The sequence below is a fragment of the Streptomyces spongiicola genome (assembly GCF_003122365.1).
GTDB lineage: Bacteria > Actinomycetota > Actinomycetes > Streptomycetales > Streptomycetaceae > Streptomyces > Streptomyces spongiicola.
In genome coordinates this window covers 4,191,633-4,205,286 of sequence record NZ_CP029254.1, presented here as the reverse complement: position 1 = coordinate 4,205,286, position 13,654 = coordinate 4,191,633, and the positions used below count along the sequence as shown (strand labels likewise).

Here is a 13,654-nt window from a genome sequence, read left to right as displayed (position 1 = left end):
GGTTACACCGCCCTCATCAGCAGGGTCGCGGCGATCAGCACCGCCGTACCTCCGAACATCGTGACCGCGTAGGTGCGGGCGTAGCCGTTCTGCAGCTTGCGCAGCCGGCCGGAGAGACCGCCGAACGACGCCGCCGTGCCGTTGACGACCCCGTCGACCAGGCTGTGGTCGACGTACACGAGCGACCGGGTCAGATGCTCGCCGCCCCGGACCAGGACCACATGGTTGAAGTCGTCCTGGAGGAGGTCGCGGCGGGCGGCCCGGGTGAGCAGCGAGCCCCGCGGCGGGGTGAGCGGTACCGGGCGCCGGCCGTACTGGAGATATGCCAGGGCGACGCCGAGGAGCATCACGGCGACCGTGGCGGTCGTGACCGCGGCGGCGCTGAGCGGCGAATGGCCGTGGTCGAAGCCGGTGACCGGCTCCAGCCACTTCACGAACGACTCGTGCCAGGAGAACAGCCCGCCGGCGAAGACCGAGCCGAAGGCGAGGACGATCATCGGAACGGTCATCGTCCGCGGCGACTCGTGCGGATGCGGCAGTTCGCCCCTGGCGTCGGGCTGCCAGCGCTTCTCGCCGAAGAAGGTCATCAGCATCACACGCGTCATGTAGAAGGCCGTGACGGCCGCGCCCAGCAGGGCCGCGCCGCCGAGGATCCAGCCCTCGGCGCCGCCCTTGGCGAAGGCCGCCTCGATGATCTTGTCCTTGGAGAAGAAGCCGGACAGGCCGGGGAAGCCGATGATGGCGAGGTAGCCGAGGCCGAAGGTGACGAAGGTGATCGGCATGTACTTGCGCAGTCCGCCGTACTTCCTCATGTCCACCTCGTCGTTCATGCCGTGCATGACCGAACCGGCGCCGAGGAACAGCCCGGCCTTGAAGAAGCCGTGGGTGACCAGGTGCATGATCGCGAAGGCGTAGCCGAGGGGGCCGAGGCCGGCCGCCAGGATCATGTAGCCGATCTGCGACATCGTCGATCCGGCCAGTGCCTTCTTGATGTCGTCCTTGGCGCAACCGACGATCGCACCGAAGAGCAGCGTGACCGCGCCGACGGTGACGACCGCGAGCTGGGCGTCCGGGGCGGCGTTGAAGATCGCCCCGGAGCGGGTGATCAGGTAGACGCCGGCGGTGACCATCGTCGCCGCGTGGATCAGGGCCGAGACCGGGGTCGGGCCCTCCATCGCGTCCCCGAGCCAGGACTGCAGCGGCACCTGGGCGGACTTGCCGCACGCGGCGAGCAGCAGGAGCAGCCCCAGGGCGGTCAGGGTGCCCTCGGACGCCCCGCCCGTGGAGTCCAGCACCGGACCGAAGGCGAAGGTGCCGAAGGTGGTGAACATCAGCATGACGGCGATGGAGAGGCCCATGTCGCCGACCCGGTTGACCAGGAAGGCCTTCTTCGCGGCGGTCGCCGCGCTGGGCTTGTGCTGCCAGAAGCCGATGAGCAGGTACGAGGCCAGACCGACGCCCTCCCACCCGACGTACAGCAGCAGGTAGTTGTCGGCGAGCACCAGCAGGAGCATCGCCGCGAGGAACAGGTTGAGGTAGCCGAAGAAGCGGCGGCGGCGCTCGTCGTGCTCCATGTACCCCACGGAGTACAGATGGATCAGCGAGCCGACTCCGGTGATCAGCAGCACGAAGGTCATCGACAGCTGGTCGAGCTGGAAGGCGACGTCCGCCTGGAAGCCGCCGACCGGGATCCAGCTGAACAGGTGCTGGTACAGGGTGCGGTCGTCGCCGGGCCGGCCGAGCATGTCGGCGAAGAGCACGACGGCGACGACGAAGGAGGCGGCGGCGAGCGCGGTGCCGACCCAGTGCCCCGCACGGTCGAGCCGGCGTCCGCCGAGGAGCAGCACCACCGCTCCGAGCAGGGGCGCCGCGACCAGCAGCGCGATCAGGTTCTCTGCGTTGTCCACGAGTCTGCGACCCCTTACAGCTTCATCAGGCTGGCGTCGTCGACCGAGGCCGAGTGGCGGGAGCGGAACAGCGACACGATGATCGCGAGCCCGACCACGACCTCGGCTGCGGCGACGACCATCGTGAAGAAGGCGACGATCTGGCCGTCGAGATTGCCGTGCATCCGGGAGAAGGCGACCAGCGAGAGGTTGCAGGCGTTGAGCATGAGCTCGATGCACATGAAGACCACGATCGCGTTCCGCCTGATCAGCACGCCGGATGCGCCGATGGTGAACAACAGGGCCGCGAGGTAGAGATAGTTGACGGGGTTCACCGCTTGGCCTCCTGTCCCTCGCCCCGGCCGCCCCGGTCGAGTTCGTCACGGTCCCGGCCGAGCCGCTCCTCGGAGCGCCGCTCCAGCGCCCTGAGGTCGTTCAGCGCCTCCCGGGACACGTCGCGGATCTGGCCGCGGTCGCGCAGCGTCTTGCTGACGGTGAGTTCCGACGGAGTGCCGTCGGGGAGCAGACCGGCGACGTCCACCGCGTTGTGCCGGGCGTACACGCCCGGGGCGGGCAGCGGGGTCGGAAGCTTCCAGCCGTAGTCCGCCGACGCGGGGTGGCGGCCGGCGGACGGCGGGGCGGTCGCCTCGCGCACCCGCTGCTCGGCCAGTTCGCGCTGGGTCATGGCGCGCTCGGTGCGCTCCCGGTGGGTGAGTACCATCGCGCCGACCGCCGCCGTGATGAGCAGGGCGCCGGTGACCTCGAAGGCGAAGACGTACTTGGTGAAGATCAGCGCCGCCAGGCCCTGGACGTTGCCCGCCGCGTTGGCCTCGCCGAGTCCGACGAAGGCCCCGGGGCCCAGTGAGGCCTGGCCGATGCCCGCGATCATCAGCACGCCGAAGCCGATGCCGCAGAGGGCCGCCCACCAGCGCTGGCCCTTGAGCGTCTCCTTCAGGGAGTCGGCGGCCGTGACACCGACGAGCATGACGACGAAGAGGAAGAGCATCATGATCGCGCCGGTGTAGACGATGATCTGGACGACGCCCAGGAAGTACGCGCCGTTGGCGAGGTAGAAGACCGCCAGGATGATCATGGTCGCGGCGAGGCACAGCGCGCTGTGCACGGCCTTCCTCATCAGGATGGTGCCCAGCGCCCCGACGACGGCGACGGTGCCGAGCACCCAGAACTGCACGGCCTCGCCGGTGGAGGTCGCGGCGGCCAGAGCGCTCATGCGTCGGCCTCCTTCTGCGCCGCCGGGTCCGCGGACCCGGGGGCCGAAGCGGCGTCCTGGGGCTTCTCCCCCTTGGAGACGGCCGGCTGGCGCTCGGTCCCGGGCGCGGCCTCGGTGACCAGGCCCCGGTAGTAGTCCTGCTCGTCCGTGCCGGGGTGGATCGCGTGCGGGGTGTCGACCATGCCGGGCTCGAGGCCCGCCAGCAGTTGCTCCTTGGTGTAGATCAGGTTCTCGCGGGAGCTGTCGGCCAGTTCGAACTCGTTGGTCATCGTCAGCGCCCGGGTCGGGCACGCCTCGATGCACAGCCCGCAGAGGATGCAGCGGGCGTAGTTGATCTGGTAGACGCGGCCGTACCGCTCGCCCGGTGAGTAGCGCTCCTCCTCGGTGTTGTCCGCGCCCTCCACATAGATGGCGTCCGCCGGACAGGCCCAGGCGCACAACTCGCAGCCGACGCACTTCTCCAGCCCGTCCGGATGCCGGTTGAGCTGGTGCCGGCCGTGGAAGCGCGGCGCCGTGGTCTTCTGCTGCTCCGGATACTGCTCGGTCAGCCGCTTCTTGAACATGGCCTTGAAGGTCACGCCGAAGCCGGCGAGCGGGTTCTGGAACGCGCTCCCGGAATCCTCGGGTCGCTCAGACACCGTCAGCCTCCTTTCCGTCACGAGGACCGTCACTGTCAGTATTGACGCCACCACTGACAATCAGCTCTCCGTCGCGGCGCGGCCGCCTGCGCGGAGCCGGCGGCAGCACCTGTCCGGGCAGCGGGGGCACCGGGAAGCCGCCGGCCATCGGGTCGAACACGCCGGGCGCCCCGCCCCCCTCGGCCTCTGCCGCCTCCCTCGCCTCCGCGTCGGCCCGCTCCTTCCTGCCCCGGAAGAGGTCCGCGACGAAGGACAGCAGCAGCACGGCGAGGACCGCACCGCCGACGTACAGCACGATCTGCGAGAAGTCGCGGCCGTCGTTGCGCAGCGCCCGCACGGTCGCCACGAGCATCAGCCAGACGACCGAGACCGGGATGAGCACCTTCCAGCCGAGCTTCATCAGCTGGTCGTAGCGGACGCGCGGAAGCGTGCCGCGCAGCCAGATGAAGAAGAAGAGCAGCAACTGCACCTTGAGGACGAACCAGAGCATCGGCCACCAGCCGTGGTTCGCGCCCTCCCAGAAGGTGCTGACGGGCCACGGAGCCCGCCAGCCGCCCAGGAACAGGGTGACGGCGACCGCCGAGACGGTGACCATGTTGACGTACTCGGCGAGCATGAACATCGCGAACTTGATCGACGAGTACTCGGTGTTGAAGCCGCCGACCAGGTCGCCTTCGGACTCCGGCATGTCGAACGGGGCCCGGTTGGTCTCGCCGACCATCGTCACGACGTAGATGAGGAACGAGACCGGCAGCAGCAGCACGTACCAGCGGTCCGCCTGCGCCTCCACGATCGTCGAGGTCGACATCGACCCGGAGTAGAGGAAGACCGAGGCGAACGCGGCACCCATGGCGATCTCGTACGAGATGACCTGTGCCACCGAGCGCAGTCCGCCGAGCAGCGGGTACGTCGAACCGGACGACCAGCCGGCGAGCACCATGCCGTAGATGCCGATCGAGGCGACCGCGAGGAGGTAGAGCACCGCGATCGGCAGGTCGGTGAGTTGCATCGTGGTCCGCTGGCCGAAGATCGAGACCTCGTTGCCGGCCGGGCCGAACGGGATGACCGCGATCGCCATGAACGCCGGGATCGCCGCGATGACCGGAGCGAGGACGTAGACCACCTTGTCCGCGCGCCGGACGACCACGTCCTCCTTGAGCATCAGCTTGACGCCGTCCGCGAGGGACTGGAGGAGGCCCCACGGCCCGTGCCGGTTGGGGCCGATGCGCAACTGCATCCAGGCGACGACCTTGCGCTCCCACACGATGGAGAACAGCACCGTCACCATCAGGAAGGCGAAGCAGAACACCGCCTTGACGACGACGAGCCACCAGGGGTCCCGCCCGAACAGCGAGAGGTCCTCCGCCGCGAGCAGCGTCTGGTCGAGGAGTACCGGGTTCACGCGCGCACCTCCGGTACGTCGTCGGGGCCGGCGGTCCCGTGGCCGGCCGTTGCCGCGGGGCCGACGCGGACGAGCGCGCCGGGCGTCGCGCCCGTGTCGCCCGGCACACCGCCGCCGGCCGAGTTGAGCGGAAGCCACACCACGCGGTCGGGCATCTCGGTCACCCGCAGCGGGAGGTGCACGGACCCCGAGGGGCCGCTGACGGCGAGCAGATCGCCGTCCTCGACCCCGGTCTCGGCCGCGGTGGTGGCGGAGAGCCGGGCGACCGCCGCGTGCCGGGTGCCGGCCAGCGCCTCGTCGCCCTCCTGCAGCAGGCCCCGGTCGAGCAGGAGCCGGTGGCCGGCCAGGACCGCCTCGCCCTCGCCGGGGCGGGGCAGCGGCCGGGCGGGCTCGGCGGGAGCGTCCGCCCGGGGCCCGGTCCAGGTGCCGAGGCGGTCCATCTCGCGCCGCACGGACCGCAGGTCGGGCAGGGCGAGATGGACGTCCAGCGCGTCGGCGAGCATGTGCAGCACCCGCGCGTCCGCCGGGGCCGGCGGGCGGGTCAGCTGGTCCGGCTTGAGCGCGGCCTCGAAGAGCCGTGCCCTGCCCTCCCAGTTGAGGAACGTACCGGCCTTCTCGGCCACGGCCGCGACCGGGAAGACCACGTCGGCCCGCGAGGTGACCTCGGAGGGCCGCAGCTCCAGCGAGACGAGGAACCCGACCGAGTCGAGCCCCTCCCGGGCGCGGGCGGGGTCGGGCAGATCGGCGACCTCGACCCCGGCGACGACCAGGGCGGCCAGTTCGCCGCCCGCGGCCGCCTCCAGGATCTGCCCGGTGTCCCGGCCGTAGCGGTGCGGGAGTTCGCGTACGCCCCAGGCCGCCGCGGTCTCCTCGCGGGCCCGCGGATCGGTGGCGGGACGGCCGCCGGGCAGCAGCGACGGCAGTGCGCCCGCCTCGACCGCGCCGCGCTCCCCGGCCCGGCGCGGGATCCAGACGAGCGCGGCGCCGGTCGCCGCGGCCGTGCGCACCGCGGCGCTCAGCGCGCCCGGCACGCCGGCCAGCCGCTCGCCGACGACGATCACGGCGCCTTCCGACCGCAGCGCCTCGGCGGCGGTGGCGCCGTCCCCGTCGAGCCCGGTGCCGGACGCCAGCGCGCCCAGCCACTCGGCCTCGGTGCCGGGGGCGGTCGGCAGCAGCACGCCCGCGGCCTTCGCCAGACCGCGGGTGGTGTGGGTGGCCAGGGAGAACGTCCGCTGGCCGTGCTTGCGCGCGGCCTTGCGCAGCCGGAGGAAGACGCCGGGGGCCTCCTCCTCCGACTCGAGGCCGGCCAGCAGTACGGCCGGGGCCTTCTCCAGCGAGGTGTAGGTGACGCCGGCGCGGTCGAGGTCCCGGCCGTGGCCGGCGACGCGGGCGGCGAGGAAGTCGGCCTCCTCCGGGGAGTGGACCCGGGCCCGGAAGTCGATGTCGTTGGTGCCGAGGGCGATCCGGGCGAACTTGGCGTACGCGTAGGCGTCCTCGACGGTGAGCCGGCCGCCGGTGAGCACCGCGGCCCGGCCGCGGGCGGCCGAGAGTCCGGTGGCGGCCGCCGCGAGGGCCTCCGGCCAGCTCGCGGGCTCCAGCTCGCCGCTCTCGACGTTGCGGACGAGCGGGGTGGTGAGCCGGTCGCGCTGCTGGGCGTAGCGGAAGGCGAACCGCCCCTTGTCGCAGATCCACTCCTCGTTGACCTCGGGGTCCTCGGCGGCGAGCCGCCGCATGACCTTGCCGCGCCGGTGGTCGGTGCGGGTCGCGCAGCCGCCGGCGCAGTGCTCGCAGACGGTCGGCGACGACACCAGGTCGAAGGGCCGGGAGCGGAACCGGTAGGCCGCCGAGGTCAGCGCGCCGACCGGGCAGATCTGGATGGTGTTCCCGGAGAAGTAGGACTCGAAGGGGTCGCCCTCGCCGGTGCCGACCTGCTGGAGCGCGCCGCGCTCCAGGAGTTCGATCATCGGGTCGCCCGCGATCTGGTCGGAGAAGCGGGTGCAGCGCGCGCAGAGCACGCAGCGCTCGCGGTCGAGCAGCACCTGGGTGGAGATGTGGACCGGCTTCTCGTAGGTCCGCTTCCTGCCCTCGAAGCGGGACTCGGCGCGGCCGTGCGAGACGGCCTGGTTCTGCAGCGGGCACTCGCCGCCCTTGTCGCAGACCGGGCAGTCGAGCGGGTGGTTGATGAGCAGCAGTTCCATCACGCCCTGCTGCGCCTTCTCGGCGACGGGCGAGGTGAGCTGCGACTTCACGACCATGCCGTCGGTGCAGGTGATGGTGCAGGAGGCCATCGGCTTGCGCTGGCCCTCGACCTCGACGATGCACTGCCGGCAGGCGCCGGCCGGGTCGAGGAGGGGGTGGTCGCAGAACCGGGGGATCTCGATGCCGAGCTGCTCGGCGGCCCGGATGACCAGGGTGCCCTTCGGCACGGAGATCTCGATGCCGTCGATGGTCAGGGTGACCGGGTCCTCCGGCGGGACCGCGGCGCTCCCCCCGCCTCCGGACGCGGCGGACGTGGTGACGGTCATGCGTCCACCTCCAGGTTCGGCACGGCCCAGGCCGTGGACTTCGCGGGGTCGAAGGGGCAGCCCCGGCCGGTGATGTGCTGCTCGTACTCCTCGCGGAAGTACTTCAGCGAGGAGAAGATCGGCGCGGCGGCACCGTCCCCGAGGGCGCAGAACGACTTGCCGTTGATGTTGTCGGCGATGTCGTTCAGCTTGTCGAGGTCCGCCATGGCGCCCTTGCCGGCCTCGATGTCGTGCAGCAGCTGGACCAGCCAGTAGGTGCCCTCGCGGCAGGGCGTGCACTTGCCGCAGGACTCGTGGGCGTAGAACTCGGTCCAGCGGGTGACGGCCCGGACGACGCAGGTCGTCTCGTCGAAGCACTGGAGTGCCTTGGTGCCGAGCATCGACCCGGCGGCGCCGACGCCCTCGTAGTCCAGCGGCACGTCGAGGTGCTCGTCGGTGAACATCGGGGTGGAGGAGCCGCCGGGGGTCCAGAACTTGAGCCGGTGGCCCGGGCGCATCCCGCCGCCCATGTCGAGCAGTTGGCGCAGGGTGATGCCGAGCGGGCCCTCGTACTGGCCGGGGCGGGCGACATGGCCGCTCAGCGAGTACAGCGTGAAGCCGGGTGACTTCTCGCTGCCCATCGAGCGGAACCACTCCTTGCCGTTGTTCAGGATCGCGGGAACGGACGCGATGGACTCGACGTTGTTCACCACCGTGGGGCATGCGTACAGACCGGCGACCGCGGGGAAGGGTGGCCGCAGCCGGGGCTGTCCGCGCCTGCCCTCCAGGGAGTCCAGCAGGGCGGTCTCCTCGCCGCAGATGTACGCGCCGGCGCCGGCGTGCACGGTGAGTTCGACGTCGAGCCCGCTGCCGAGGATGTTCCTGCCGAGGTAGCCGGCGTCGTACGCCTCGCGGACGGCCTCGTGCAGCCTGCGCAGTACGGGGACGACCTCGCCGCGCACATAAATGAAGGCGTGGCGGGACCGGATCGCGTAGCAGGCGATCACGATGCCCTCGATGAGGGAGTGGGGGTTGGCGAAGAGGAGCGGGATGTCCTTGCAGGTGCCCGGCTCCGACTCGTCGGCGTTCACGACGAGGTAGTGCGGCTTGCCGTCGCCCTGCGGGATGAACTGCCACTTCATCCCGGTGGGGAAGCCGGCGCCGCCGCGGCCGCGCAGACCGGAGTCCTTGACGTACGCGATGAGTTCGTCGGGGGCCATCTCGAGGGCCTTGCGCAGCCCCTCGTAGCCCTCGTGCTCGCGGTAGGTGTCCAGGGTCCAGCACTCGGGCCGGTCCCAGAAGGCGGAAAGGACGGGCACGAGCAGCTTCTCGGGGCTGGTCCCGCCGCCGGCCTCCGGCCCGTACTCGGTGGACACGGTCATCACTCCCCCTCCTCGGAAACCGGGCCGGCCGGGTGGGCCGGGTCGGACGCCGACGTGTCCTGTGGGCCGCTCTGCGTCCCGGAGGGACCCGCCGGGGAGTGCTGGTCGGGCGACGGGCGGGTGTGGGAGCCGGGGTGCTCACCGGGCGGTTCGTCCTCCGGGGCCGCGCCGCGCGGGTGGACGACCCTCGGCTGGGGGGCCTCGCCCCTGGCCAGTTGCAGACCGACGAGGGTGGCGGGGCCGGCCCCGCCGGTGGCGGCGACGGCTCCGGGGCGCTCGTCGGGGAAGCCGGCCAGGATGCGGGCGGTCTCCCGGAACGTGCACAGGGGGGCGCCGCGGGTGGGTTCGACGGGGCGTCCCGCCCTCAGGTCGTCGACGAGCCGGCGGGCGGACTCGGGCGTCTGGTTGTCGAAGAACTCCCAGTTGACCATCACCACGGGGGCGAAGTCGCAGGCCGCGTTGCACTCGATGTGCTCGAGGGTGACCAGGCCGTCCCCGGTGGTCTCGCCGTTGCCCACGCCGAGGTGTTCCTTGAGGCCGTCGAAGATCGCGTCGCCGCCCATCACCGCGCACAGGGTGTTGGTGCAGACGCCGACCTGGTAGTCGCCGGACGGCTTGCGGCGGTACATGGTGTAGAAGGTGGCGACCGCGGTGACCTCCGCCGTCGTCAGGTCCAGCATCTCCGCGCAGAACCGCATGCCGGTGCGGGTGACGTGACCCTCCTCCGACTGCACGAGGTGCAGCAGCGGCAGCAGCGCGGAGCGGCTCTCCGGGTAGCGGCCGATGATCTGCCGGGCGTCCGCCTCAAGCCTCTCGCGCACCTCGGCCGGATAGTCGGGGGCGGGGAGCTGGGGCATCCCGAGCGATACGTCTGTCACCGGTCGACGCCTCCCATCACGGGGTCGATGGACGCGACGGCGACGATGACGTCGGCCACCTGGCCGCCCTCGCACATCGCCGCCACGGCCTGCAGGTTGGTGAACGACGGGTCGCGGAAGTGGACCCGGTAGGGGCGGGTGCCGCCGTCCGAGACGACATGGACGCCGAGTTCGCCCTTGGGGGACTCGACGGCCGCGTACGCCTGTCCGGCGGGGACCCGGAAGCCCTCGGTCACCAGCTTGAAATGGTGGATCAGGGCCTCCATGGAGGTGCCCATGATCTTCTTGATGTGGTCGAGGGAGTTGCCGAGGCCGTCCGGGCCGAGCGCGAGCTGCGCGGGCCAGGCGATCTTCCTGTCCTCGACCATCACCGGGCCGGGGTCGAGCCGGTCCAGGCACTGCTCGACGATCCGCAGCGACTGCCGCATCTCCTCCAGCCTGATCAGGAAGCGGCCGTAGGCGTCGCAGGTGTCCGCGGTGGGGACGTCGAAGTCGTAGGTCTCGTAACCGCAGTAGGGGTCGGTCCGGCGCAGGTCGTGCGGCAGCCCGGTGGAGCGCAGGACCGGGCCGGTCGCGCCGAGGGCCATGCAGCCGGCCAGGTCGAGGTAGCCGATGTCCTGCATCCGGCCCTTGAAGACGGGGTTCCCGGTGGCGAGCTTGTCGTACTCGGGAAGGTTCTTCCGCATCTTCTTCACGAACTCGCGGATCTGGTCCACGGCGCCCGGGGGCAGGTCCTGGGCCAGACCGCCGGGGCGGATGTACGCGTGGTTCATCCGCAGTCCGGTGATCAGCTCGAAGATGTCGAGGACGAGTTCACGGTCGCGGAACCCGTAGATCATGATGGTGGTGGCGCCGAGCTCCATACCGCCGGTGGCGATGCACACCAGGTGGGAGGAGAGCCGGTTGAGCTCCATCAGCAGCACGCGGATGACCGAGGCGCGGTCGGGGATCTGCTCCTCGATACCGAGGAGCTTCTCCACGGCGAGGCAGTACGCCGTCTCGTTGAAGAACGGCGTCAGGTAGTCCATGCGCGTGACGAAGGTCGTCCCCTGCGTCCACGTCCGGTACTCGAGGTTCTTCTCGATGCCGGTGTGCAGATAGCCGATGCCGCAGCGGGCCTCGGTGACGGTCTCGCCGTCGATCTCCAGGATCAGCCGGAGCACCCCGTGGGTGGACGGGTGCTGGGGGCCCATGTTGACGACGATGCGCTCGTCGTCCGCCTTGGCCGCGGTCTCCGCGACCTCGTCCCAGTCGCCGCCGGTGACCGTGTACACGGTTCCCTCGGTCGTCTCGCGGGCGGTCGAGAGGGGCGTTCCGGAGGGTCCCTGGGCGGTCTGGTCGCCGGGGGGCCGGTGGGCAGCCGATGCGTTCACGAGTACGACCTCCGCTGGTCCGGAGCCGGGATCTGGGCGCCCTTGTACTCGACGGGGATGCCGCCGAGGGGGTAGTCCTTGCGCTGAGGGAAGCCCTGCCAGTCGTCCGGCATCATGATCCGGGTGAGGGCGGGGTGGCCGTCGAAGACCAGGCCGAAGAAGTCGTAGGTCTCGCGCTCGTGCCAGTCGTTGGTCGGATAGACCTCCACGAGCGACGGGACGTGCGGGTCCGCGTCCGGGGCGCCGGCCTCCAGGCGGAGCAGCCGGCCGTGGGTGAGCGAGCGCAGGTGGTAGACGGCGTGCAGCTCGCGTCCCTTGTCGCCCGGGTAGTGGACGCCGCTCACGCCCGTGCACAGCTCGAACCGCAGCGCCGGGTCGTCGCGCAGCGTCCTGGCGACGCGGACGAGGTGCTCGCGGGAGACGTGGAAGGTGAGTTCGCCGCGGTCGACGACGGTCTTCTCGATCGCGTTCTCCGGGACGACGCCCTGCTCCTCGAGGGCGCCCTCCAGTTCGTCGGCGACCTCGTCGAACCAGCCGCCGTAGGGGCGGGTGGCGGCGCCGGGCAGCCGGACGGAGCGGACGAGCCCTCCGTAGCCGGAGGTGTCGCCGCCGTCACCGGCGCCGAACATGCCGCGCTGGACGCGGATCTCCTCGCCGTGCTCACCGCGCTGCCCGGGCAGGTTCTGCTCGGAGAGCTCCTTCTCGGGGTTCGGCTGGTCGGTCACCTGCGCACCCCCTTCGCCGCGTCCGTGCCCGCAACTCGCGGGGGCGCGGGTTCCGTCGTCGTCTGCGGCCCGGGGGCCGTGCGCGCGTCGCTCACCGGAGCAGCCCCTTCATCTCGATCGTCGGGAGCGCCTTGAGCGCCGCTTCCTCCGCCTCACGGGCGGCTTCCTCCGCGTTCACTCCGAGCTTGGAGGTCTGGATCTTCCGGTGGAGCTTGAGGATGGCGTCCATCAGCATCTCCGGCCGAGGCGGGCAGCCGGGCAGATAGATGTCAACAGGAACAACGTGGTCAACACCCTGCACAATCGCGTAGTTGTTGAACATTCCACCCGACGATGCGCACACACCCATGGAGATCACCCACTTGGGATTGGGCATCTGGTCGTAGACCTGCCGCAGGACGGGCGCCATCTTCTGGCTCACCCGCCCGGCCACGATCATCAGGTCGGCCTGCCGGGGGGAGCCGCGGAAGACCTCCATGCCGAAGCGGGCGAGGTCGTAGCGGCCCGCGCCGGTGGTCATCATCTCGATGGCGCAGCAGGCGAGGCCGAAGGTCGCGGGGAAGACGGATGACTTGCGCACCCAGCCCGCGGCCTGCTCGACGGTGGTCAGCAGAAAGCCGCTCGGCAGTTTCTCTTCGAGTCCCATTGCCCCTCAGCCCCTCAGTCCCATTCCAGGCCGCCGCGCCGCCAGACGTAGGCGTAGGCGACGAAGACGGTGAGCACGAAGAGCAGCATCTCCACGAGCCCGAAGATCCCCAGGGCGTCGAAGCTGACGGCCCAGGGGTAGAGGAAGACGATCTCGATATCGAAGATGATGAAGAGCATCGCCGTCAGGTAGTACTTGATCGGAAAGCGGCCCCCTCCGGCCGGCGTCGGCGTCGGCTCGATACCGCACTCGTACGCCTCGAGCTTCGCGCGGTTGTACCGCTTCGGGCCGACGAGCGTCGCCATGACCACGGAGAAGATCGCAAAGCCTGCCCCTAGGGCGCCGAGCACGAGGATGGGCGCGTAGGCATTCACGCTCCTCGCTCCTTCCAGTCGTCCTTGACCGTTGGACCGCACCGGGACTCGTCTCGCCGCCCCGCGAAGATCATGCTCATGTGAGGCAGTTCACAAGCCCGACTGCTCCGCATCCTATGCCCGTCGGTCTGTGATCTGCGACACGGGGTGGGCCAAGGACTTTGTGATCTCCACCACCTGACGAAGGATCATGAAGCCGGATGAGCGGTGATCTTCACACGGGAAGCGCACAAGCGACTACGAAAAGTGAACATTTTCCCCGTTACTGCTGGTCAGAGGCCATCGCCTCTAGCAGGGGCCGAGACGTCCAGGCAAATTCGCGACGGACCGGACCGAGTGATAAAGGACGGCCTTCACTCACGCGAGGGGACCGCGCGGACGGAAGTGGACGTGTGCACGCGTTCACGAGCGACACCCCGGGTCGCCGGCGGTGACCTTTCTGTGACCTGCGCCACTCGGGACGAGGTCCGGAAAACCGGGTCTTGGCCATCGGTGTGAAGGGGTGGTAAGCGGCGGGCAATCCGGACCTTTTCGCGAAAACCCAAGATCACAACCTTGATCACGACTGCCCGTTTTGCCCGTTACGGCGTCAATAAAGGCGACACGCGGGCCGAT

12 protein-coding genes are annotated in these 13,654 nt (G+C 70.4%); all 12 read right to left on the bottom strand.

The annotated features are described in order from the left end of the window. Positions 1–2 precede the first annotated feature (2 nt). The 12 genes from nuoL to DDQ41_RS18505 all read right to left on the bottom strand — a co-directional run bounded on the left by nuoL (position 3) and on the right by DDQ41_RS18505 (position 13,039). A complete protein-coding gene (gene nuoL / locus DDQ41_RS18560) occupies positions 3–1,907 on the bottom strand; it encodes an NADH-quinone oxidoreductase subunit L (protein WP_109295494.1) in 1,905 nt (634 codons plus the stop codon). A gap of 14 nt (positions 1,908–1,921) precedes the next feature. After that, positions 1,922–2,221 carry an NADH-quinone oxidoreductase subunit NuoK gene (nuoK, locus tag DDQ41_RS18555; protein ID WP_109295493.1) on the bottom strand — a complete coding sequence of 100 codons (300 nt, stop codon included), beginning with the start codon at positions 2,219–2,221 and terminating at the stop codon, positions 1,922–1,924. Further along, on the bottom strand, positions 2,218–3,117 hold the full coding sequence (locus tag DDQ41_RS18550; protein WP_109295492.1) for an NADH-quinone oxidoreductase subunit J: 900 nt from the start codon (positions 3,115–3,117) through the stop codon (positions 2,218–2,220). Before DDQ41_RS18550 ends, nuoK begins: the two co-directional genes overlap by 4 nt. Continuing rightward, entirely contained in the window at positions 3,114–3,755 is a 642-nt protein-coding gene (gene nuoI, locus DDQ41_RS18545; protein ID WP_109295491.1) for an NADH-quinone oxidoreductase subunit NuoI, read from the bottom strand. The genes DDQ41_RS18550 and nuoI overlap by 4 nt, the downstream gene beginning before the upstream one ends. Next, positions 3,748–5,157, bottom strand: coding sequence for an NADH-quinone oxidoreductase subunit NuoH (nuoH, locus tag DDQ41_RS18540; protein ID WP_109295490.1), 1,410 nt, complete (start codon positions 5,155–5,157; stop codon positions 3,748–3,750). Before nuoH ends, nuoI begins: the two co-directional genes overlap by 8 nt. Beyond that, positions 5,154–7,682: an NADH-quinone oxidoreductase subunit G gene (locus tag DDQ41_RS18535; protein ID WP_109295489.1), complete on the bottom strand. Its 2,529-nt coding sequence runs from the start codon at positions 7,680–7,682 to the stop codon at positions 5,154–5,156. Before DDQ41_RS18535 ends, nuoH begins: the two co-directional genes overlap by 4 nt. Beyond that, complete coding sequence (gene nuoF, locus DDQ41_RS18530; protein ID WP_109295488.1) at positions 7,679–9,043, bottom strand: NADH-quinone oxidoreductase subunit NuoF; 1,365 nt, start codon at positions 9,041–9,043, stop codon at positions 7,679–7,681. Before nuoF ends, DDQ41_RS18535 begins: the two co-directional genes overlap by 4 nt. Continuing rightward, entirely contained in the window at positions 9,043–9,900 is an 858-nt protein-coding gene (gene nuoE, locus DDQ41_RS18525) for an NADH-quinone oxidoreductase subunit NuoE (RefSeq protein WP_109295487.1), read from the bottom strand. The genes nuoF and nuoE overlap by 1 nt, the downstream gene beginning before the upstream one ends. Before the next feature lie 17 nt (positions 9,901–9,917). After that, entirely contained in the window at positions 9,918–11,195 is a 1,278-nt protein-coding gene (locus DDQ41_RS18520; RefSeq protein WP_109297815.1) for an NADH-quinone oxidoreductase subunit D, read from the bottom strand. A 95-nt stretch (positions 11,196–11,290) separates the two neighbouring features. Next, positions 11,291–12,019, bottom strand: coding sequence for an NADH-quinone oxidoreductase subunit C (locus tag DDQ41_RS18515; protein WP_109295486.1), 729 nt, complete (start codon positions 12,017–12,019; stop codon positions 11,291–11,293). Between the two features lie 91 nt (positions 12,020–12,110). Further along, positions 12,111–12,665 (bottom strand): NuoB/complex I 20 kDa subunit family protein, encoded by a 555-nt coding sequence (locus DDQ41_RS18510; RefSeq protein WP_109295485.1) that lies wholly within the window; start codon positions 12,663–12,665, stop codon positions 12,111–12,113. A 14-nt stretch (positions 12,666–12,679) separates the two neighbouring features. Next, entirely contained in the window at positions 12,680–13,039 is a 360-nt protein-coding gene (locus tag DDQ41_RS18505) for an NADH-quinone oxidoreductase subunit A (RefSeq protein WP_017948722.1), read from the bottom strand. Between the last annotated feature and the right edge of the window lie 615 nt (positions 13,040–13,654).

Coding starts and splice junctions, on each gene's coding strand:
- DDQ41_RS18550 (WP_109295492.1), bottom strand. CDS start 3,117: ATGAGCGCTCTGGCCGCCGCGACCTCCACCGGCGAGGCCGTGCAGTTC.
- DDQ41_RS18535 (WP_109295489.1), bottom strand. CDS start 7,682: ATGACCGTCACCACGTCCGCCGCGTCCGGAGGCGGGGGGAGCGCCGCG.
- nuoF (WP_109295488.1), bottom strand. CDS start 9,043: ATGACCGTGTCCACCGAGTACGGGCCGGAGGCCGGCGGCGGGACCAGC.
- nuoE (WP_109295487.1), bottom strand. CDS start 9,900: ATGCCCCAGCTCCCCGCCCCCGACTATCCGGCCGAGGTGCGCGAGAGG.
- DDQ41_RS18510 (WP_109295485.1), bottom strand. CDS start 12,665: ATGGGACTCGAAGAGAAACTGCCGAGCGGCTTTCTGCTGACCACCGTC.